At 39.4% G+C, this 21,927-nt stretch carries 18 protein-coding genes; 3 read left to right on the top strand and 15 right to left on the bottom strand.

The annotated features are described in order from the left end of the window. Positions 1–4 precede the first annotated feature (4 nt). The 3 genes from AC1EU0_RS15310 to astE form a co-directional block, all read right to left on the bottom strand. Complete coding sequence (locus tag AC1EU0_RS15310) at positions 5–985, bottom strand: alpha-ketoacid dehydrogenase subunit beta (RefSeq protein WP_480303435.1); 981 nt, start codon at positions 983–985, stop codon at positions 5–7. Positions 986–988: 3 nt separating this feature from the next. Beyond that, positions 989–2,167, bottom strand: coding sequence for a thiamine pyrophosphate-dependent dehydrogenase E1 component subunit alpha (locus AC1EU0_RS15315; RefSeq protein WP_480303436.1), 1,179 nt, complete (start codon positions 2,165–2,167; stop codon positions 989–991). A 168-nt stretch (positions 2,168–2,335) separates the two neighbouring features. Continuing rightward, positions 2,336–3,370 (bottom strand): succinylglutamate desuccinylase, encoded by a 1,035-nt coding sequence (gene astE / locus AC1EU0_RS15320; RefSeq protein ID WP_480303437.1) that lies wholly within the window; start codon positions 3,368–3,370, stop codon positions 2,336–2,338. 210 nt (positions 3,371–3,580) lie between these two features. On the opposite strand from astE, the gene msrA reads away from it, so the two are divergent. Further along, the gene (gene msrA, locus AC1EU0_RS15325; RefSeq protein ID WP_480303438.1) at positions 3,581–4,060 is read left to right on the top strand and encodes a peptide-methionine (S)-S-oxide reductase MsrA; all 480 of its coding nucleotides are present in this window, start codon (positions 3,581–3,583) and stop codon (positions 4,058–4,060) included. A gap of 209 nt (positions 4,061–4,269) precedes the next feature. Here the strand turns inward: msrA and katG are convergent, their stop codons facing one another. Both katG and AC1EU0_RS15335 read right to left on the bottom strand, forming a co-directional pair. Continuing rightward, the gene (gene katG / locus AC1EU0_RS15330) at positions 4,270–6,417 is read right to left on the bottom strand and encodes a catalase/peroxidase HPI (RefSeq protein ID WP_480303439.1); all 2,148 of its coding nucleotides are present in this window, start codon (positions 6,415–6,417) and stop codon (positions 4,270–4,272) included. A gap of 231 nt (positions 6,418–6,648) precedes the next feature. After that, positions 6,649–7,485 carry a hypothetical protein gene (locus AC1EU0_RS15335; RefSeq protein ID WP_480303440.1) on the bottom strand — a complete coding sequence of 279 codons (837 nt, stop codon included), beginning with the start codon at positions 7,483–7,485 and terminating at the stop codon, positions 6,649–6,651. 291 nt (positions 7,486–7,776) lie between these two features. Between AC1EU0_RS15335 and AC1EU0_RS15340 the strand changes: the two genes are divergently transcribed. Beyond that, positions 7,777–9,147, top strand: a complete 1,371-nt coding sequence (locus AC1EU0_RS15340; RefSeq protein WP_480303441.1) for a hypothetical protein — start codon at positions 7,777–7,779, stop codon at positions 9,145–9,147. On the opposite strand, the gene AC1EU0_RS15345 is transcribed toward AC1EU0_RS15340, so the two are convergent. Then, complete coding sequence (locus AC1EU0_RS15345) at positions 9,144–9,845, bottom strand: DUF445 domain-containing protein (protein ID WP_480303442.1); 702 nt, start codon at positions 9,843–9,845, stop codon at positions 9,144–9,146. The two genes, AC1EU0_RS15340 and AC1EU0_RS15345, sit on opposite strands and share 4 nt — an antisense overlap. Before the next feature lie 286 nt (positions 9,846–10,131). On the opposite strand from AC1EU0_RS15345, the gene panP reads away from it, so the two are divergent. Continuing rightward, complete coding sequence (gene panP / locus AC1EU0_RS15350; protein ID WP_480303443.1) at positions 10,132–11,775, top strand: pyridoxal-dependent aspartate 1-decarboxylase PanP; 1,644 nt, start codon at positions 10,132–10,134, stop codon at positions 11,773–11,775. Positions 11,776–11,835: 60 nt separating this feature from the next. Here the strand turns inward: panP and AC1EU0_RS15355 are convergent, their stop codons facing one another. The 9 genes from AC1EU0_RS15355 to iscU form a co-directional block, all read right to left on the bottom strand. Next, entirely contained in the window at positions 11,836–13,215 is a 1,380-nt protein-coding gene (locus tag AC1EU0_RS15355; RefSeq protein ID WP_480303444.1) for a hypothetical protein, read from the bottom strand. 351 nt (positions 13,216–13,566) lie between these two features. Next, positions 13,567–14,562, bottom strand: a complete 996-nt coding sequence (locus AC1EU0_RS15360) for a hypothetical protein (RefSeq protein ID WP_480303445.1) — start codon at positions 14,560–14,562, stop codon at positions 13,567–13,569. A gap of 129 nt (positions 14,563–14,691) precedes the next feature. Continuing rightward, positions 14,692–15,699 (bottom strand): hypothetical protein, encoded by a 1,008-nt coding sequence (locus AC1EU0_RS15365; protein WP_480303446.1) that lies wholly within the window; start codon positions 15,697–15,699, stop codon positions 14,692–14,694. A 543-nt stretch (positions 15,700–16,242) separates the two neighbouring features. Further along, positions 16,243–17,514: an O-acetylhomoserine aminocarboxypropyltransferase/cysteine synthase family protein gene (locus tag AC1EU0_RS15370; protein ID WP_480303447.1), complete on the bottom strand. Its 1,272-nt coding sequence runs from the start codon at positions 17,512–17,514 to the stop codon at positions 16,243–16,245. A 782-nt stretch (positions 17,515–18,296) separates the two neighbouring features. After that, positions 18,297–18,635, bottom strand: coding sequence for an ISC system 2Fe-2S type ferredoxin (fdx, locus tag AC1EU0_RS15375; RefSeq protein WP_121839902.1), 339 nt, complete (start codon positions 18,633–18,635; stop codon positions 18,297–18,299). Between the two features lie 12 nt (positions 18,636–18,647). After that, entirely contained in the window at positions 18,648–20,510 is a 1,863-nt protein-coding gene (gene hscA / locus AC1EU0_RS15380) for a Fe-S protein assembly chaperone HscA (RefSeq protein WP_480303448.1), read from the bottom strand. 124 nt (positions 20,511–20,634) lie between these two features. Then, a complete protein-coding gene (gene hscB / locus AC1EU0_RS15385) occupies positions 20,635–21,162 on the bottom strand; it encodes a co-chaperone HscB (protein WP_480303449.1) in 528 nt (175 codons plus the stop codon). 20 nt (positions 21,163–21,182) lie between these two features. Further along, positions 21,183–21,506: an iron-sulfur cluster assembly protein IscA gene (iscA, locus tag AC1EU0_RS15390; RefSeq protein ID WP_480303450.1), complete on the bottom strand. Its 324-nt coding sequence runs from the start codon at positions 21,504–21,506 to the stop codon at positions 21,183–21,185. 15 nt (positions 21,507–21,521) lie between these two features. Beyond that, on the bottom strand, positions 21,522–21,917 hold the full coding sequence (gene iscU, locus AC1EU0_RS15395) for a Fe-S cluster assembly scaffold IscU (protein ID WP_480303451.1): 396 nt from the start codon (positions 21,915–21,917) through the stop codon (positions 21,522–21,524). Between the last annotated feature and the right edge of the window lie 10 nt (positions 21,918–21,927).

Below are 21,927 nucleotides of genomic sequence, written 5' to 3' on the forward strand. Positions count from 1 at the left end.
CTCCCTAGAAGTTCATTGTTGATTTTATTGCTTCATACGTTTTTAACGCATCAGGCATGTATTCTTTTTCGTGGATCAGTGGGTATGGTGTATCCAAACCACAAACACGAGAAATTGGAGATTCTAGATATAAGAAACATTCTTGCTGAATCGTAGCTGCAATCTCACCCGCAAAGCCACCAGTTAGCGGTGCTTCATGGTTAATTAATAGACGACCTGTTTTTTGAACAGATTCAGCAACCGTATCAACATCCCAAGGCGATAGCGAACGCAAATCAATCACTTCACATGAAATACCATCTTTTGCTGCCATTTCAGCGGCTTTTTCGACGATTTCCATCTGGGCACCCCAAGCAAGAACTGTAATGTCAGTACCTTGTTGTACCACATCAGCTTTGCCCAGTTCGTGTTCGTAATCACCTTCTGGCACTTCGCCTACAGATGCACGATATAAACGCTTAGGCTCAAAGAAAACTACTGGGTTTTTATCACGAATTGACGCTAACAATAGACCTTTCGCTTGCTCAGGGTTTCTTGGCACAACCACTTTCAAACCTGGAGTTTGAGTGAAGTACGCTTCTGGAGACTGCGAATGATAATGACCACCAGCAATACCGCCACCATATGGAGTACGGAAAGTAAGCCCACCTACATTAAATTCGCTACCACTGCGGTATCTGAATTTGGCTGACTCGTTTACGATTTGGTCAAATGCAGGGAAGATATAATCGGCAAACTGGATTTCAGCAACTGGAGTATGACCATTCGCCGCCAAACCGTTAGCAAAACCAGCAATACCTTGCTCAGTTAATGGTGTGTTGAAGCAGCGATCTGGACCAAACTTTTCTTTCAGCCCTGAAGTCGCACGGAATACACCACCAAAATGTCCAACATCTTCACCAAACACCAACATTTTGTTGTTTTTTTCCATCTCGATAGCAAGAGCATCGTTGATGGCTTGCAACATATTCATTTGTTTAGCCATTGCTTAGAATCTCCCTGCTGTCTTCGGATAAGCTTGTGGATATTTATTAACGTGTTCTTTAAGCTCTTTTAACTGCTTTTGAAGCAGTGGCGTTGGCTCGTCGTATACATCATTAATAAGTTCATCAATGTGTGGGGCTTCCACTTTTTCAGATACTTTAACTTGAGCAAGAACTTCTTCACGGTACTTAGCGTACAGTGCTTCGTCTTCTTCTTCGGTTAACCAGCCTTGAGCTAGCATCCAACTTTTGAAACGAGCAACAGGATCTTGTGCGCGCCATACATCTTCTTCTTCTTTTGAACGATAACCCGATGGATCATCTGAAGATGAGTGAGCACCGACACGGTAAGACATCGCTTCAATCAATACAGGCTTATTGTTTTCAACCGCAAAGTCACGAGCTGCTTGAGTAGCGGCTAATACAGCTAACATATCGTTACCGTCAACACGGATGGTATGCATACCATAGCCAACACCACGACTGGCAATACCATTACCTTTGAATTGCTCGTCTGATGGCGTTGAAATTGCGTAACCATTGTTGCGGCAGAAGAATAACGCTGGCGCGCTTAACGTCGCAGCCATATTCAAACCGGCGTGGAAATCACCTTCTGACGCTGCGCCCTCACCGAAGTAACAAATGGAAACGGCTTTATCATTATTCATTTTTAAGCTGTAAGCGACGCCTGTTGCTTGTGGGATCTGTGTGCCAAGCGGAGATGAAACAGTATGGTAGTTTAACTCTTGAGTACCATAATGGATTGGCATTTGACGACCTTTACCTAGGTCTTTTGCGTTACTAAACATTTGATCCATGAACTGTTCAGTCGTAAAACCGCGATAGCGCAACGCAGCGTGTTCACGGTATTGAGCTAAGATAACGTCTCTATCTTCTAGCGCAGCAGCACTTCCCACTACTGCCGCTTCTTCACCTGTACAAGTCATGTAAAAGCTAATGCGACCTTGGCGCTGTGCGCCTAACATACGTTCATCCAATACACGAATAAAAACGCAAGTGTCGTAGATGCGTTTTGCTGTTTCTTCATCGATGCTCGGCAAAACGGCATCTTTGTATACGCTGCCATCAGCTTGTAAGATTCTCAATGTTGGGATGTTTAGTGAATCCCTATCGAGAAAGCTGACGCTATGAACTATTTCATTACTTTGAGTTGCGTTGCTCATAATGTGCTCTGTTCTCCTTGAAATTGAATAAACTTCATTCAATTTCAACTATTCTTATCGGCGGTATGCACCTTACGTTAAGGTATATACCGCTCGCAAGATTTGAGTTGAGTCACACTACAATTTACGTTTAACTCACTTGTATATTTTGCTTTACACGAACATTTATCATTCTAAGATAGGTTCAGTGACAGGCAGCAACATAATTACCGCACGTTGCCCTACAGGGATATTGGCATTCGGGAATACGATCGCTTCTTCGTCATGCTCAATTTTAACTTCCTTTCCGCCCTCAGTGGCTAACACATACCCCTTAGGAAAAGATCTAAAGTTTTCAACGTCATTAGCAAAGTTAAATGCAAAGTCACCATGGTTTTTGTTGATCACTCGACACACTTGATAAAGGTTCACCTTTTCATTATCAAACTTTGACAGCTCAAGGTCAGCACCTGTAATTAAACGAGTAAGCATGGTATGAGTAGCAACAAAACGAGTCATATCGTTTTCGCCAAATGGACGCACTTTACCCAGCTCAACAGTGAAAGCATCGGCTCCATAGCCATTAGACGAAAAATAACTAAACGTCGTTGTTGGTTCGTGATGGAATAAAATGGTATCTACGCCACAGGCTTCTAAAAACATGATCTGTTCAGCCTTATGAGGCTTACCGTGGAGGAAAGGATAGATAGCAAATTTCTCGTGCTTAGACGCTCGAATCGCAGTATGCAAATCGTAATGAATGCGACGACGCTCACCTGTTACTGAGGTATAAAAACGATCAACATATTCTTCAAGCTTTTTAGCTCGAACACGTTCTTTATTTACTAAACCTTCACCGCTTGAATGATTACCACTAAATAAGCGATTCATGTTCTCTTCAACAAAGCGAGTACCGTTGTGAATTGCAGGCGGGTTACCAATCAAAAATAAGGTGCGGTGCTTTACTTTAGTGCTCTGCTCTAGCAATTCTTTAATTAACTGGTTGCAGATCTCGATTGGTGCAGTTTCGTTGCCGTGAACAGCACAAGAAAGCACGATATCTTTGTTACCTGCTTGCTTAGGTTCAAAAACAATGACACCTGTGTCCCAAACATGAACATCAGTGTGGTCAGCAAGTTCGAAGGAAAAGGGTTCTGAAATGGTTTCTGGATTTGCAAGGGTCAATGAAAGGAAGTCTTTAGACTGCAGAAGTGTTTGAAGCACGTTCAACTCCTAGTGTTTGTTTGTGTCGTCTTTGAAATAAAAAGACGACATTCGATTTCTTATATTTCTTAGTGAGCGATCCTAACACAAATCAAACATTGAACGATCGGAAGTTAATTTGAAAAAAACACTTGATTTCATAAATCACAAAAAGCAATATAGACGTCTAGACAGTTAGACATTTATTAAAATAGTTAGAGTGTGAGAAAAATGGCATTAGCGACTTTTGGGGCAGGCTGCTTTTGGGGCGTAGAGTACTTCTTTAGACAAATTGATGGCGTTATTAATGCCACCAGTGGCTACATGGGTGGCGACGTGAATAAAACACGCTATGAAGAGATAAAGTTCGGTGACACTGGTCATGCCGAAGTGGTACAAGTTGAATATGATTCATCAGTTGTAAATTACGAAGAGCTGTTAACCGTATTTTGGAGTAATCACAATCCAACAACATTGAACCAACAAGGCGAAGATGTTGGTCACCAATACCGTAGTGTGATTTTTTATCATGATAAACAGCAACGTGAATTAGCTGAAAAGTCAAAGCAAGAATTGATTGCCAGTGGTAAATGGGGCGAGCGTAAAATCGTTACTGAAATTGTCGGAAAACAAGAGTTTATTGCCGCTGAAGATTACCACCAAAATTATCTTATTAAAAATGACTTACCAAGTTGTCACGTGAGTTTTTAGATCTGCAGTATAAATAAGCAGTCTTAGAGCTTGATACTGAACAGTTAAGATAAATATCAAACAAATTATCATCGCTCCTGCGAATGCAGGAGCCTAGTGACTTTTATTCAAGAAAGAAAGTCACTGGATACCTGCCTACGCAGGTATGACGCTTTCAGATATATGATTGGCATTAGCTTTTAGAGCTGCTTATTCTCTTTCCTGTCAAGTTAAACATCAAACCTATCTGCATTCATAACCTTAGTCCAAGCAGCAGCAAAATCTTCAACAAACTTTTGCTTGTTATCGTCTTGAGCATAGACTTCTGCATAAGCACGTAGGATTGAATTCGAACCAAAGACAAGATCGACTCTTGTGGCTGTCCACTTTACTTCATCAGTAGCTCTGCTTTTGATCTCATACGAATTTTTCCCCGTAGGCACCCAACGGTAATTCATATCAGTAAGATTGACAAAAAAGTCGTTAGTTAACGCCCCTTCTCTATCGGTAAGTACACCAAGCTTAGAGCCATTATAATTAGTTCCAATCACTCGCATACCACCTATCAACACGGTCATTTCACAAGCGGTTAAGCCCATGAGTTGAGTGCGGTCTAACAGCATTTCCTCTGGCTTAACAAGGTAATCATCTTTCAACCAATTACGATACCCATCATGTAACGGTTCAAGTACTTCAAATGATTCTGAGTCCGTCATGGCATCTGTAGCATCACCACGACCAGCCGTGAATGGAACCTTAATTTCAACTCCAGCCGCCTTTGCCGCTTGTTCAATCCCAAGGTTACCTGCAATGACAATGACATCTGCAACACTCGCACCGCTTTCCAGCGCAATGGGTTCAAGTACTTTTAGCACTCTCGCCAATCTTTCTGGTTCATTTCCTGCCCAATTGCTTTGAGGAGACAAACGAATACGAGCGCCATTAGCTCCACCTCGTTTATCAGATTGCCTAAAGGTTCTAGCGCTATCCCATGCGGTAGCAACCATTTCATTTAAAGTTAAATCACTGGCTGCGATTTTGGCTTTTACAGCTTCAACATCGTAGTGAGTATTACCCGCTGGGATAGGATCTTGCCAAATCAACTCTTCTCGTGGCACATCAGGCCCAATGTATCTGGCTTTTGGCCCCATATCTCTATGGGTGAGCTTAAACCAAGCTCGTGCAAACACCTCAGAGAAATACTCAGGGTCATTGTAAAAACGTTCGGATATCTTTTTGTACTCAGGATCAATCTTTAAAGCCATGTCAGCATCTGTCATTACAGGGTTATGGCGAACACTAGAGTCTTCAACATCAACAGGTTTATCTGCTTCTTTGATATTAGTTGGTTCCCACTGCCACGCGCCTGCAGGGCTTTTCTTTAATTCCCACTCTAAATTAAGTAAGAGTTCAAAATAGCCGTTATCCCATTTTGTAGGATGCGTCGTCCATGCTCCTTCTAATCCACTGGTTACCGTGTTACTTCCAACACCACCCTCTTTTATCCAGCCAAAGCCTTGATTTTCTATACTTGCCGCTTCGGGCTCTTCACCAAGTAAAGACGCGTCACCATTGCCATGGCACTTACCAACGGTATGCCCACCAGCAGTTAGTGCGACGGTTTCTTCATCATTCATAGCCATGCGCTCAAAGGTAACACGCATGTCTTTTGCTGTTTTTAAAGGGTCTGGTTTTCCGTCTACCCCTTCAGGGTTCACATAAATAAGTCCCATCATTACTGCAGCTAACGGGTTTTCTAAATCCCGCTCTCCGGAATAGCGACTGTTTTCAGATCCCGTTGGCGCTAACCATTCTTTCTCCGAACCCCAATAGGTATCTTTTTCTGGATGCCAAATATCTTCACGACCGAAGCCAAAACCAAATGTTTTTAGTCCCATAGATTCATAGGCGATAGTTCCAGCATAAGCAATCAGATCCGCCCAACTTAACTTATTACCGTACTTCTTTTTTATCGGCCAAAGTAATCTTCTTGCTTTATCTAAATTGGTGTTATCAGGCCAAGAGTTAAGAGGAGCAAACCTTAAATTACCTGTACTCGCTCCACCTCGTCCATCAGCAATTCGATAGGTACCAGCAGCGTGCCAAGTCATACGTATCATTAAACCACCATAATGCCCCCAATCTGCAGGCCACCACTCTTGGTTATCTGTCATCAGCTCAATTAGATCTTGTTTAAGGCATTGGAAGTCTAACTGCTTAACTTGCTCACTATAGTGAAAACGCTCACCTAAAGGATTCGTTTTGGTGTCGTGTTGATGAAGAATGTCTAAATTTAAGTTTTTCGGCCACCAACTGACGTTAGATTTCCCTAATTCTGTTGTAGCACCATGCATAAAAGGACATTTACCTGAAGACATATGTAGGCTCCTTAAAAAGGTTAGAACTCTGACAGTGTGTTTTGAACGGATTTGTTTTTAGGTAAAACAAACAGTGATAAATGATAGAAAGTCAGGCAGATTAAAACTGACCTACCATTAGCTGCTTATTAAACAAACAATGATAAACACTATAGCTAACTTTAAGAGGTTTGAAGGAATAAAATTGATGGGAAAAGAGGCAATTTTTACATTGCCTCATAGATAAGGAAATTAAATTTCTACAGATGCAGGCTCTTCAGTATCATCTTGTTCAGAATACTTGATAACGTGATCATAACAAAGTGACAAAAGTCCAAGCTCAAATATAAAGACAATGAATTGCATTACTAAGCTTATACCTACTATATATGGGACTTCATATTGATGGGCAACTTGCAAAACCACACTCGTTATAGCAGGGATTGCTCCGACTAAAATAAACAGTGGGAAATGATAAGGACCAGTCAGCATCCAAGATCTACCAAGCCCAAGTTTTGTTTCTGCCGCGGCGGCTGGAAGAATAAGTAATACTCTTGCTAAGAAAAATGAAACAATGATATTGACGATAAAACCTAAAAACAGGGTTCCCCAAAAAGTTGCAATGAAAGGCACTTCACCCGATGCTTGTGCAAATCCACCCGTGATGAAGGAAATGAGCCCTGTAACAACCCCTGCTGCTAACGCTATTGGAATAAGGACGATAAAAATCAATAAGCTATTGCCAAAAAATTTTAGCTCTCGATTCTGTGGTAACAAGATAACCTTAAGGCTTGGCATTTCCTGATATAAAAAAACGCGATGATAAGAAACGATGGTTTTTATCCCAAAATACAGACTGAGCACGAACCCTAGTAATAGCAACTCCCATTGTAAAAATAGCTTTTGACCTACAGTTCCATAATATTCATCAGAATTATTGTAAGCATAAAACTCAATGCCAAAAATTGAAGCCCAAAAACCTAAAACAATTAACATTGGTATACTTGAAACAAGTATTGCAACTTTATTATGCAAAATTGTAGTTAACGACTGCTTCATAACTGCCGTCATCGATAATGAACTGTCCATAATTCACCTGTTCTAGTTATTTAAAGGCGTAAATTAACATGGTTTTAACAGCTGTAAAACTAAAAATTACTTGCTTACTTAAGTCATAACCTCTTATTTCTCATAGCTCACATAGTTAACAGCCTAACTAAAACCTAAGATTTAATACCCTTAAACTTTTGAGCATAAAAATGACTAACTGATTAAATCATATATAAATATTAATTAAGCTTAATTTGATGAACTGACTAAAAGCCGCCATTATTAATAGCGTAGGTAAAGACTTTTTACGGTTAGGAGTTCCCTTAGTTTATGGCAACTACAAACATTCCCAATAGCCAACAAATAGCAGTTCCTGAGGACTGTAGAGGGATGCTTGTACTTGAATTAGGCTGTAAACTATCAACCTTTAAATACGCTGACTTACATGTCAACTTTAAGAAAGATAAAGATGCGCTGAATCGGTTCAAAGTTGGCGCTAATACCTATGAGTTTGTACATGACAGCATCTGTTTTAAAGTGGATGTCGCCAGAGGTCAAATAAGCATCACCGCAGAAAGAACTCGCCTGTCTAAATTTTTTACTCAAGCACTATATAGAAGAGCCTACTACACAACAAACTTAGCGACTAATGAAAAATTAGCTCTAAGAAACTTTTCATATTATTCGACTAACCACCATCCAAACAAGCAACATCAAATACTTAAGCCCCTAAATCAATTCATCAATAAAGCACCAACAGCCATTGAAGCACTGACTCATTCTAGGCCAACTGACAAAAGATATAATGATCCACAATCGATAAAAGACGATATTCGTCAAGGAATATCACTTAAACAAGTAAAAAGAAGGAAAAAAGATTTAGTTAGATTATATGGACAGACTCCTAATACTATTCGAGAAGAAGATTTTAAAGCCTCAGATTATTCATGGCTATTTAAAGATCCTCAGTATGAAAAGCTACATCGATATAATGAGCATATTCGTCGACTGCTAAAAAAATTAGAAAAAAAAGATGCAATTGACTATGCAAGTAAACGCAGATGGGAAATCAAGCCATTCACGGATCCGTCTATAAATAATCCGGCACGACCTGCTGTTGAACAGCTAACTTTAGAAACTGAAACTAATCAAAATACACAACCTGCTCAGAGTGTTATTGAGGCAGAAGAAGAAACAAGCTTTAATCAAGGTGATCCTATTGGTCGTGAGTCACAGCCACAGCCAGTAAATAGACCTGTTCCTACACCAGCAACCCATACATCTAGAGAACCAAGAGTCGAAGAGCTTGCTATAAATAACCCACCATCAATTACTGTAATTGACTCAAGCGATGATGAAGCGATACCTGCGGCCACAGTTACTCGCCAAAGAACAAATCAGCCAAGGAGCCAAGCATCACCTCAAAGCACAACAGAAACAAGACCTAGTGTTGCGACACCTAACCTTTCATTGAGACCAGAAAACGCGAGCCCCCAACAAGCTCAACCATCACGTCCTGTTCGTACTCGAGTTTCTCGCCTTCAAGCACAAAGGCAAGATAACCGTAGAAAACCAAAACAACAACGAAGGGAAAATGGCAACTTACCTACTCAGAGACGTCGAACTAAACAAAATAGTAGAGGATCACAGTACCCGATTACAGACCCTAGCCATCCAAACTTCAAAGTTTTTGATAATTAACTAATGGCTTGAGCGATTAAGCCTATTACACCACCAAAGACACCGCCCCAGACCACTAGCCAACCCAAATGATTGCGGATCATCGTCTGAATAATATCCTTAACCATTTCAGGCGTTAATTCATCTAAGCGTTGATCAACAATTGATTCAACCTGAGCAGAAATATCATTAGTCGGAACGGCACCTTGCATTTCATTATTCACTAATTCAGCAAACTCATCAGATTCCGTAACCGTAACAAGAGAGTCTTTCAACTTGCCAATAAAGGGTTCTCTTAGAGGCTCTAATGCTTCAGTTCCACCAAACATTGATAACATGCCACCAAATGACGATTTTTCCACTGTTTCTAACAAGGCGTCAAATGCTGGTGACAAATCAACTTTTTCAATAACTGGTGATAATGAGTGGGAAGCTACGTCTGTCTGATTCCCTACAAAACGCTCAATATTTTCTGAAGTAAAAAACTGTTCCATTACCAGTGTTTTGATTCCTATTTTAAATTCATCAAATCTTGCGGGGATCACTCCCGAACCATATAACCCTGGCACTTTTTCAAATAACATGTGAATGGCTAGCCAGTTAGTTATTGCTCCCGACAATGCAAAAATGCCAATTGAAAAAAGATAAGGTAAATACAAAAAGTATCCCAATGCGACTGCAATTGCTGCAACTAAATTAGTGATCAAACTTTTATTCAAGGTTTAGCCTCCATAAAAAATATTTCGAAATTCTACAAGCATCAACAATCCACAACAAGTAAGTTAACCGTCCTTCTTTCAATCAATGCTCTGACTTTTCATTCAATTGATTTACAAAAACTCCTTGAAGGGGAAATTCTCATAAAGTAAAGTGGCGGGCTTTTGATAAATCAAAATTAACTTAGATTGAGATAAATCTCGTTGAAATTTAGGCTTCAACAACTATTCTGTTTTCAGGTTTCATATAAGCCCTTATTCTAAGTTAACAAGTTGGAATTGCGACTGCATGACAGTATCTAATTATCGCCAAGCTACAGCTTCGGAAGAAAGCTTACAAAGGATCTTTACTATTCCTGAAGATCCAAACTCAACTTTGGGTGTTATTGAGCAGAAGCTAACTGAAGATTTAGCCGGTTTTTTGGGTGATAACATTGTTGCGAAAGAACTGCCTCTGACTGAAATCGAGACTTGGTTTCAAGATCATCAGATCCCGCAATCTCCCAGTTTTGTTTCTCAATATACTGACGAAATAATGCAAAACTTGGTGGCACACTCTGTTCATACTTCAGCACCAACTTTTATTGGTCACATGACTTCGTCTCTCCCCTATTTTGTTTTGCCACTGACCAAACTCATGGCGGGGTTGAATCAAAATTTAGTAAAAATAGAAACCTCTAAAGCCTTTACGCCACTTGAGAAACAAGTGCTTGGCATGATGCATCACCTTGTTTATCAACAAGATCAGGCGTTTTATCAAGATAAAATGCACAGCGCAGATCATTCACTTGGTGCATTTTGCTCTGGCGGTACAATTGCCAATATCACTGCCCTATGGACGGCGCGAAATATCCTATTAAAAGCTGACGGAGACTTTAAAGGTGTTGCTCAACAGGGATTAATGGCTGGCTTACGTCATTACGGCTATCAAGACTTAGCTATTTTGACCTCTGAACGCGGTCATTACTCATTGGGCAAAGCTGCCGATTTACTTGGCATCGGTAGAGAAAACATTATTGCTATCGAAACTGATGGTAATAACAAAGTTGATGTTGAGCTAATGCGTAACAAGGCCAATGAATTGGCTAAACAAAATATTAAGGTAATGGCTATTGTTGGCATTGCCGGCACTACCGAAACCGGGAATATTGATCCACTCACTGAATTAGCGGCTCTTGCAACAGAAATTGATTGTCATTTCCATGTCGATGCTGCTTGGGGTGGGGCTACTTTACTGTCTTCTAAATACCGTCATTTACTCAAAGGCATTGAATTAGCCGACTCAGTCACTATTGATGCTCATAAGCAAATGTATGTGCCTATGGGTGCAGGAATGGTGCTTTTTAAATCCCCGACTCATAGCCAAGCAATAACCCATCACGCAGAATATATTTTACGTAAAGGCTCAAAAGATCTTGGTCGACAAACGCTTGAAGGTTCTCGCCCAGGGATGGCCATGCTGGTTCATGCTTGTTTAAAGATCATTGGCTTAAATGGCTATGAAATATTGATAAACAATAGTATTGAGAAAGCTAAATACTTTGCACAGCAGATCGAAGAACACTCAGACTTTGAGTTAATCACACAGCCTGAATTATGCTTGTTGACTTATCGATACGTGCCACAAGTGGTACAAATCAGGCTCGCACGAGCAATCACTGAAAATGATTTAACCAAAATTGAAGAAATCAATACGTTACTTGACGGTTTGACTCGGTTCATTCAAAAGCACCAAAGAGAACAAGGTAAATCTTTTGTTTCTCGTACCCGTATTCGACCTCAACAGTATCAAAGACGACATACTGTTGTGTTTAGAACCGTACTGGCAAACCCTTTAACTACTGAGTCTATCTTAAACGACATTTTACAAGAGCAAACCGAAATTGCGGTACTCGATACCCAATTTTATCCCAAACTCATATCTTTAAGGTAAATTGAATAGCTCCTTATACCAAGGAGCTAACATCAAATAACGATTTCTCTTATCTGAGCTTTAATATCTAGGTGCAATATCTAGAAATGATGCAGAAAGCTCCACTACACTTCCCACAGTTGGAAGCTTAGAGTTTGGATCAGCCTTTTTGACAAACACATAACTGTTATCAGGTGCTCGCCAACCCAAAGTACCTTGATTAACTGAGTCATATCCATCTACATCTGTTGTTAACCAGCGAAGAGCCTGTAAGCCATCTTTCGAAATGATGTGAAAATTAAAGTCTTTGCCAATCACAGTTCCTTCACCATCAGAGTTGTAATGCCAATACGCCAGTTTAAGTCGACCATCTGAATCAATTGATTTCACAACATAAAAGCTATTATAGGCTTGGCTAGCTTCAACACTTGGGACTTGTAAAGCTGGACCATTTGTTAGAATTTCACTGGCTTGATGATCAAGTTTACCGTCATTCACAATTCCCTTATCTGAAACCAATGGATAAGAACAATCAGCGTTATCATCACTACAGGATAAATTTTCTTGCTTTGAAGCTTTGTAATGCAAGCTGACGTTATACCAGCCTGACTCAGGTGATTTACTTTCTAAAGGTATATTTTGGTTATAATACTTACTTTGGAAATAACCCGGTACAAAGCTAATACTTGAATCTTGATCACTTCGCTTTGTACGGCTTCCAACATTCACATACATTCTATTATTCGTTAACTCAAAACTATTAGGAATTGTATATGCCGTATAAGCATTTGCATCACCATATCCACCGTGATATTGCTGTAACGCATTCCCAAACAAGCCAAAGCCTGTGTCTTCGAATCTATTGTAAGGAATCGTTAAATCTTTATTTTGAAATACAAGATAGTAATTATTATTAGGGTATTGGTGAGAATCGTCATCGGGGAAAGTTAGATTTTTAAACGTCATTCCTTGCTCGAGTAATACAGTTAATACACCACCATCACCACCTTTGAACTCAACAGGGATGCTATTAGCATCAATGACTTGAGCTTTATCACTGATAATATTTTCATTCGAATCAATCAGATAAACATCATAATTACCTAGCCCAATAGGTAATGAGGTATTGGTATATACGGTAGGCGTCATTTTGCCAAATTGTACTTTGATTCGGCGTACCTTTTCGTTATCACCGCTGAAATTATTCACAACTTTGTTATAAAGGGTTTGCTGCTTAAAGCCATCTACCACTTTGAATGAGATGTTATTTTTTGGGTCTTTGATCATCAGACCATAAATTTTCGAGCTTTCATTAGGCTGAACTTTGAAAAAACCTAATACCGAATTGATGCTGATGGTTAGAGGCTGATTTAGTCCACCCTCAATATCAACAGGAACAGCATTGGCCACCATTGGAATTGTGACTAAGAAGGGTAAAACTAAATGTAAGATGCGTTTCATGCATTATCTCCGACTTCTTATTTCAGCAAGCCGAAAATAATACCAATTTGCATTCAATAGTGATCGCAAATTGGTATCAACCTCCAATGTTGCATAACCAGCTGCTGAACTTGTTATGTGTTTGAATAATTATATCTTGCAACAACAATAAACATTGAATGTGAATAAATTTTAATTTTAAACCAATTACTAAATAGACTTCGAACGCCTGCCGAGTGCACCTGTATTGATAGTTTATGAGCCATGGTATTTGTGGCTAATCAACAGACAATGTTAGGAAAACTAAAAAACAAAAGCCAACACTGAAATGTTAAATCCCGTCATAATTCACCGACCTCAGCTCTAACAAGACTATTGCCAGCATGAATTAATAGACAATTGACACTCTTGCGTTAAATGGTTCGTCTTTAAAGATGTCACCCAAGACAGAAAATTGCACACGCCTTTACAATCAATTAGTTTTGAGTCATTCGGTTTGTTATAGACAATCGTAAGCGTTTTACTTGGGATATTGTGAATAGGATCCAAAGGAATAATATTTGATAAACCAGAAACTGAAGTTAAAGAATCATTATCACTAATATTGATGCTTTCCTCTACATTGGTTAACGTGCTTAGCGCATCAACATTGGTCAGTTTTGGATTATCGACTATAGCTAAAGCCTTAATGTGTTTCCTCTGTACATCAAATCCATTTAAACTGGTTAAATTGTCATTAGAACTCACCTCTAAATAACCGTCAAATTGTTGGTACGATGGCAACCCTGATAAGTCGTGTAGCAATGGATTACTTTGTATGGTCAAGTTGTTAGCATAAAAAAGTGATGGTATACCAGTAAGAGAAGTTAAATGTGGATTGTTTGCTATAGCAAAGGTACCAGCAACGATTCCTAACGCATCTAATCCACTTAGATTTGATAAATTGGTATTATTTGAAATATCGAAGTCTTTTCCAACAAATGACAAGTTTGCTAATCCACTCAAATTGCTGAGGCTTGAAGCGCCAGATATCACCAATTTTCCACTCATAGTAACTACATTCAGAAAGGGAGACAGATCAGTAATATCGTTGCCATCAATATACATGTCACCTGATAACGATACTTTCCCTTCACAGCCCTTTGGAATTGCAGTAAGGAAGTTATTGACATCGTTCTGACTGCTTATGTGAGATATATATTTAACAACACAAGCCGATGCAATTTTCGGTTGTTTTATTAGGGTTTCCGTAAAATTACTATTTTGAGATGATTGATGAATTGCCTGGTATGGCTGGGGTGTTTCCGCAAATGCAGGAACAAGGAATACAACGATCGATAAGAGTAACAACCAGCAAGGCAAACGCATAAATACTTCCTCATATCAAATCTTGAAGTTTATACCCACAGTAATACAGTTCATTTTCTAAGAAGAAGGTAATCTACTGTATTACCAATGTTCTCCTAAAGTGGTTCTCTTGTACTATTTCTTACGACTTTACTGCCAGCATTGACTTATGGTGCTTTGGCACTGCTGAGTTAAATTATTCGTATTTAAAGATTTCACCCAAGTTAGATAGTTACAAGCACCTTTACAATCTGTAAGTTTCGAATCACCTGGTTTGTGATAGTCAATCGTAAGGGTTTTGCTTGGAATGTCTCTATCCGGCTTCATTGGCTTAATGTTTTCTAGACTTGAGAGCGACGTTAACGCATCGTTGTCACTAATATTAATGCTATCATCAACGTCGCTTAGGCTGGCTAAAGCATCAATATTAGTCAGTTTAGGGTTATCCACTATCGCTAATGAGCCTACTTGTTGGTTTTTGACATCCAATCCACTCAAGCTGGTTAAACTGGCATTAGAGCTCACTTCAACATATCCAGAAATTGATTGAAATGAGGGTAACCACTTCAAATTTGGTAACTGATCATTTCTTTGAATGTTTAAATTCTTCACAGTTGCAAGCTTTGGCATGCCAATGAGTGATGTTAAGTTGGCATTATTTGCGATAGACAGCGTACCATCAACTTGTTGCAACTCATTTAACCCATCTAAACTCGTCAACTCTTTATTTTGAGCAACAACAAAGTTTAATCCCACACTTAGTAACTCTTTAAAGCCCGTTAAATCCTTTAAGCTTGAAGTATAAGAAATGATTAATTCCCCCTGAACAGATTGAATAACGCCTAATGGAGATAGATCATTTATATCACTATTATTCGCTGAATCCCCACCAATGAATAAATCACCATCAATAGCGACATTTTGACAGCCCTTAGGTAAGGTGCTAGGAAATGAATTGATATCATTTTGGTCTTTGAGCTCAACATTGCTTTTGACATCACAAGACGTGGGGTCTCCACTCACTTTTAACCGAGTTTCAGTAAAATTACTGTTAGAAGAAAGCAGTACACTTGATTGATTTAGCGGTGCTGATTCTGCGGCGGCAGAAACAGTACAACTAACGATAAAAAGCAAAAGAAACCAACGAGTTAGATGCATGGGTATAACCTCAAATAATAATGGACTACCCTATATTCACATTGATGGTATACAACCTCTAATAAGAAAATGATCTATTACATAGCTGGAAATGAAATATCCTACCAACCGATATGATTGGTCATTACTCGACATACATTTTTAACTGCGACAGATATTCATTGGCAAATTCATTTAATTCGAAAAACAAGTACGTGATTACTCGTTTAAACGTTGATGATTAAGACACTATTTCAGTTGCAGTAATGATAGTAACTCCATTTTCAAAGCTAAGTGCTGCAATACTTCCCATACTTGATTAATTGGTGCATTTATTTTTTTGGTTAACTATCACTTTATGCTTTTCTGGTAAAGTACTTCCCCATACCACACAACAAGAAACACAACAAAGATGAGTCCAGTAATAATGAGTAAAGCTTTCATGTTGTACTTTGCTGCGATTAACTTTCTGATACAAAAGAATAGAGAAATACCTCATAATAAAAAACCAGAGATGAACAATATGCCACTCTCTGGTTTTTTATTGGCCTTTAACAACCAAAATTAAGCTTGTTCTAACGCTTGTGACACATCAGCAATAATGTCTTCGATGTGTTCTATACCGACAGAAATACGAACCAAATCTTCACTCACACCTGCTTTAGCCTGTTCTTTGGAGTTTAATTGCCTATGAGTTGTTGAAGCTGGGTGACAAGCAAGCGACTTAGCATCACCAATATTAACTAAACGCAAAATCATCTGTAAGGCGTCTATAAACCTAGAGCAAGAATCGATTCCACCTTTAATGCCAAAACAAATAATTCCAGAAGCTTTGCCACCAGTTATTTTGATACTATTTGCATGATAAGGGCTATCAGGGAGTCCAGCATAGTTTACCCACTCTACTTTTGGGTGTTGTGATAAGTATTCAGCTAGCTTTTCTGCATTCTCGCAATGCCTCTCCATTCTTAAACCTAACGTCTCTAATCCCTGCAAAATTAGAAATGCATTTTGAGGTGAAAGCGAAGCACCTGTATTTCGAAGTGGAACTACTCGGCAACGACCAATGTACGCAGCATCTCCCAAAGCTTCGGTATAGACAACACCATGATATGAAAGATCAGGTTCATTAAGTTGGGTAAATCTATCTTTATTAGCAACCCAATCAAACTTACCAGAGTCAACGATAATGCCACCAATGGAAGTACCATGGCCTCCAATATATTTAGTCAATGAATGAACAATAATATCAGCCCCATGCTCAAACGGTCGGCACAAATATGGGGTTGCTACTGTATTATCAACAATGAGTGGAACTCCATGCTTATGGGCAATTTCGGCTAAACGAGCAATATCTACAATATTACCAGCTGGATTACCAATGGATTCACAAAAAACAGCTTTGGTTTTTTCATCAATTGCAGCATCAAACCCTTCATAGTCATCATGAGAGATCAACTTTACATCTACTCCTTGGTTAGGAAGAGTATGTGCGAATAGATTATAAGTTCCACCATAAAGTTGACTGGTACTGACGACATTATCTCCAACGCTAGTAATGGCTTGAATAGCATAAGTAATTGCAGCCATACCCGATGATACAGCCAATGCTGCAATCCCCCCTTCTAATGCGGAAATACGTTTTTCCAAAACATCATTAGTTGGATTCATAATACGAGAATAGATATTTCCGGGTACTGCTAAATTAAATAGATCCGCACCATGTTGCGTATTATCGAAGGTAAAAGAGGTTGTTTGATAAATAGGTACAGCAGCAGACTTGGTTGAATCCTCTGACTGATAACCTTCATGAAGCGCAATTGACTCTAATCTCATTTTATTTCCCTTTAAATGCATAACCAATCAAAATAGTAAGATAAATAACACTTTACCTAATAATTAAACAAATGCATTACAAAAGGAGAAAAAATAGTTAAAAATATAGACGTTTTTTACATAAGTTATAACTTTGATATATCTTTTAGACATTTCACCTTTAATCAGAATCTCTGATGCTTCTAGCGATTAATTGGACTTCATCACCAAAATGATATACTTCTCCAGAGACGGCTAATCGCTGATGTAGTTTCACTAAGGGAATATTTTTGCTTTCTTTTTTACCTAAATTAGGGATACTGACAACAAGGTTATAGGTTAGACCGTCATTCCCTCTAAACTTCCATACAGTACCATCTTTTCCTTGTTTGCTCTTACCTACAATAACTCCATAAATCAGTTGACTGTTGTCTGAAATACTCTGAATTTCTGAATTAGAGATATTAGCCGTTTCCCTTGACGTAAAGCCATCGCAAGCAGGTAGAAAACGGTAACCCCTAATAGTAAAAAATAATGTATCGCTTTCATATTATGTAGTCTAGAACTGTCACTTAAAACGTCATCATCCCAGATAGCATAACGAGTTACAATAAACGGCATTAATTCGAGCTTCCGAATGCTTTTGGTTCTATCAATACGATTGGACTTGATGTGGTTTTTAACTTTACCGATGAATATTAGAGGTAATAAAATAAAACTTTTACTGCGACTGTTGTAACACTCAAAGATTGCCGAAAACAAAAAGGAGGGCTAATGCCCTCCCTGTTGTAATGAAAAGCGGTTTAATGCCCTTCACTCACGATATTAATCGTGTATTGTGGAATATCGACCACCATATCACTATCAACAACTTTTGCTTGGCAAGAAAGACGACTTTCTGGCTCCAAGCCCCATGCTTTATCTAGCATGTCATCTTCTAGATCATCGCTTTCTTCAAGTTCATCAAACCCTTCACGGATCACGACGTGACAAGTAGTACAGGCACATGACTTTTCACAAGCATGTTCAATATGAATGCCATTTTTTAAAGCAACATCAAGAACTGTTTCACCAACTTCAGCTTCTACAACTGCTCCGTCTGGACAAAGCTCTTCGTGTGGAAGAAATACAATTTGTGGCATAGCGTTTACGTCCTAAAGTTCATCTACTGAGTGGCCAGTCAAAGCGGCCTTAATTGAATTATCCATGCGTTTAGCGGCAAAAGCTTGCGTTTGTGCATCTACGGCTTCAATCGCTTTTTCAATGGCATCGACATCATCGGCCGCAGCGCACTGTGCCAAACTTGTCATTCCAGACTCTACTTGCTGACGCTCTTCTTCAGTAAGTAAATGTCCGTCTTTTTCTAATGCTGAATTCAGACTTTCTAACACACGTTGCGCCTCAACTTTCTGCTCAGTCAGCATACGACGTTCGATGTCTTCTTTTGCATGTGCCATTGAGTCTTTAAGCATGGTAGCGATTTCAGTATCAGACAGTCCAAACGATGGCTTAACTTCAATGCTTGCTTTTACTTCGGTAGACTTTTCCATGGCTGTCACACTAAGTAAACCATCGGCATCCACTTGATAAGTTACTCGAATATGCGCAGCACCAGCAGCTAAAGGTGGGATATCGGTTAAAGAAAATTTAGCCAATGAACGACAATCATCAACTAACTCTCGTTCACCTTGAACCACATGAACCATCATGGCAGTTTGGCCATCTTTAAAGGTAGTGAACTCTTGGGCTCGAGCAACTGGAATTGTAGTATTTCTAGGTACAATTTTTTCGACAAGGCCACCCATGGTTTCAATACCAAGCGATAATGGAATAACATCAAGCAATAATAAATCCGACTCAGGTTTGTTACCCACTAGGATATCAGCTTGAATGGCTGCACCAATGGCAACAACGCGATCAGGATCGATTGAGGTTAATGGCACTTTACCGAAAAACGTTTCAACTTGTTCACGAACTAACGGAACACGAGTTGAACCGCCAACCATCACGGTTTCTAACACTTCATCAACACTTACATCTGCATCACGAAGAGCACGACGGCAGCTTGCTACGGTCTTTTTCACTAACGGAAGAATGAGCGCATCAAAATCAGTTTTACTGATTTCAGCCTCTAGTTGTTGTTCATTGTCTAATGTTAGTGATGCTGTTACTGAATCGGTATCGGTTAACGCTTCTTTAATACGACGAGATTCAATTTGTAAGCGACGAGACTCAGTCGAACTCAGATCTTCAAGTTGCCAATGTTTGACAAGATGATCTTGTAATAAATGATCGAAATCATCGCCGCCAAGCGCAGAATCACCACCTGTAGCGAGCACTTCAAATACACCTTTGTTTAAGCGTAAGATTGATACATCAAAAGTACCACCACCTAAGTCGTATACAGCAATTACGCCTTCTTGCTTAGTATCTAAACCATAGGCAATAGCCGCTGCCGTTGGCTCATTTAGAAGACGCAAGACGTTAATTCCCAACAAAGAAGCCGCATCTTTAGTGCCTTGGCGTTGAGCGTCATCAAAATAGGCAGGAACAGTAATTACTACACCTTCTAAATCACCACCCAATGTTTGTTCAGCCGTTTTAATCAAAGGCTTTAGAATTTCTGACGACACTTGTATCGCGTTAACTTGACCTTGTACCGTATTGAAAACTGGTAAACCTTGTTCGCTTGATGATAAATCATAGGCAAGGTTTGGGTACTTATTTTGTACGTCGGCAAGACTACGACCCATAAAACGCTTAACAGAAACAATGGTATTTTTAGGATCGGCTGCCGATGCTTGTGCAGCTTCTTTGCCAACAAGAATCGATTCTTGTGAGTAATGCACAATTGAAGGCAATGAGTGCTGACCTTGTTCATTACCCAAGGTTTGGGCTTCACCACTACGAACCGCAGCGACTAGCGAGTTAGTCGTACCTAAATCAATACCAACAGCTAATCGATGTTGATGGGGTGCCGCGCTCTGTCCCGGCTCGGCAATTTGCAAAAGTGCCATAAATTCTCTTTAAATGATTTATAGTTTTTCCCGTCACTTCTGCGTAGGCAGAAGTCTAGTGCCTTTAGAAATGTTATAGAAAAGTCACTGGATACCTGCTTTCGCAGGTATGACGTATTCAAAATCAAAGATCGAATAAATCGTCTTCAATGCGTGTTAGTTCATCCTGCAATTTTGCCATAAATTTCAGCTTACGTATCTGATCTGCAGCCGCTAAATTGGCATCATCGCTATTAATTTCTAATTTAGAAACCAACACAGAGGAATATTCCGCTTCATGCTGTTTAAATGACGTTTGGAGTTCATCAATACCTTGGTGAGGATCGGCAGCTCCAGAAATATCTTCCAACGCTTCACGCCATTCCATTTGCTGCATTAAAAAGCTGGTATCTTTAACCGTTGCTGTTTCATGGCTTAAGTCAATACCACGAAGTTGCAAGATATGCTCTGCACGACGAATAGGATTTTTAAGGGTTTGAAAACCATCGTTAACCTGTGCTGTTTTTTGCACGGCCAGTAACTTTTCTTGTTCGCTACTGTTAGCAAATTTGTCAGGATGGACGGTTCGTTGAAACTCTCGATAACGCTCAGAGAGTTGAGCGCTATCGATTGAGAAGTTTGTTGGGAAGCCAAAAAGCTCAAAATAATTCATTATTTGAATAATTAGGTGTGTTACACGGTAAAGCTTTCACCGCAACCACACTCTCCCTTCGCATTTGGGTTATTAAATTGAAAGCCTTCGTTTAAGCCTTCTTTAACAAAATCTAATTCAATACCTTGCAGGTAAATAAAGCTTTTCGCATCAATAATGATGTTCACGCCTTCAACTTCATAGATTTCATCATCGTCATTAAGCTCATCAACGAACTCAATAACGTAAGACATTCCTGAACAACCAGATGTCTTTAGACCTAAACGCAGCCCAATACCTTTACCGCGATTGTTTAAAAATGCCTTTACACGATCTGAAGCCGCAGCTGTCATGGTAATAGCCATTCAATACTCCAATGACTAACCTTGTGCTAGCTCTTGTTGCTTAGACTTAAAATCTTCTAAAGCTGCTTGAATTGCATCTTCAGCCAAAATTGAGCAATGAATTTTTACTGGTGGTAAAGCCAGCTCTTGCGCAATTTGGGTGTTTTTAATTTGGGCAGCTTCTTCCATAGTCTTACCTTTAACCCACTCTGTAACCAGTGAGCTTGAGGCAATCGCACTACCACAGCCATAAGTTTTGAATTTAGCATCTTCAATGATGCCTTCTTCATTTATCTTAAGTTGCAGCTTCATTACGTCACCACAAGCTGGTGCACCCACCATACCAGTTGCAACGTTTGGATCATTCTTATCCATGGAGCCAACATTACGAGGGTTTTCGTAATGGTCAATTACTTCTTCACTGTACGCCATAATTAATACT

This window comes from Parashewanella sp. 2210YD4-3 (genome assembly GCF_056591735.1).

Bases quoted from the DNA above. Each gene is read 5' to 3' on its own strand.
- hscA (WP_480303448.1), bottom strand. From the start codon at position 20,510: ATGGCACTTTTGCAAATTGCCGAGCCGGGACAGAGCGCGGCACCCCAT.
- fdx (WP_121839902.1), bottom strand. From the start codon at position 18,635: ATGCCACAAATTGTATTTCTTCCACACGAAGAGCTTTGTCCAGACGGA.
- panP (WP_480303443.1), top strand. From the start codon at position 10,132: ATGACAGTATCTAATTATCGCCAAGCTACAGCTTCGGAAGAAAGCTTA.
- iscA (WP_480303450.1), bottom strand. From the start codon at position 21,506: ATGGCTATTACCATGACAGCTGCGGCTTCAGATCGTGTAAAGGCATTT.
- AC1EU0_RS15315 (WP_480303436.1), bottom strand. From the start codon at position 2,167: ATGAGCAACGCAACTCAAAGTAATGAAATAGTTCATAGCGTCAGCTTT.
- AC1EU0_RS15370 (WP_480303447.1), bottom strand. From the start codon at position 17,514: ATGAGATTAGAGTCAATTGCGCTTCATGAAGGTTATCAGTCAGAGGAT.
- AC1EU0_RS15355 (WP_480303444.1), bottom strand. From the start codon at position 13,215: ATGAAACGCATCTTACATTTAGTTTTACCCTTCTTAGTCACAATTCCA.
- AC1EU0_RS15365 (WP_480303446.1), bottom strand. From the start codon at position 15,699: ATGCATCTAACTCGTTGGTTTCTTTTGCTTTTTATCGTTAGTTGTACT.
- msrA (WP_480303438.1), top strand. From the start codon at position 3,581: ATGGCATTAGCGACTTTTGGGGCAGGCTGCTTTTGGGGCGTAGAGTAC.
- hscB (WP_480303449.1), bottom strand. From the start codon at position 21,162: ATGAATTATTTTGAGCTTTTTGGCTTCCCAACAAACTTCTCAATCGAT.
- AC1EU0_RS15335 (WP_480303440.1), bottom strand. From the start codon at position 7,485: ATGGACAGTTCATTATCGATGACGGCAGTTATGAAGCAGTCGTTAACT.
- AC1EU0_RS15310 (WP_480303435.1), bottom strand. From the start codon at position 985: ATGGCTAAACAAATGAATATGTTGCAAGCCATCAACGATGCTCTTGCT.
- AC1EU0_RS15340 (WP_480303441.1), top strand. From the start codon at position 7,777: ATGGCAACTACAAACATTCCCAATAGCCAACAAATAGCAGTTCCTGAG.
- katG (WP_480303439.1), bottom strand. From the start codon at position 6,417: ATGTCTTCAGGTAAATGTCCTTTTATGCATGGTGCTACAACAGAATTA.
- iscU (WP_480303451.1), bottom strand. From the start codon at position 21,917: ATGGCGTACAGTGAAGAAGTAATTGACCATTACGAAAACCCTCGTAAT.
- AC1EU0_RS15360 (WP_480303445.1), bottom strand. From the start codon at position 14,562: ATGCGTTTGCCTTGCTGGTTGTTACTCTTATCGATCGTTGTATTCCTT.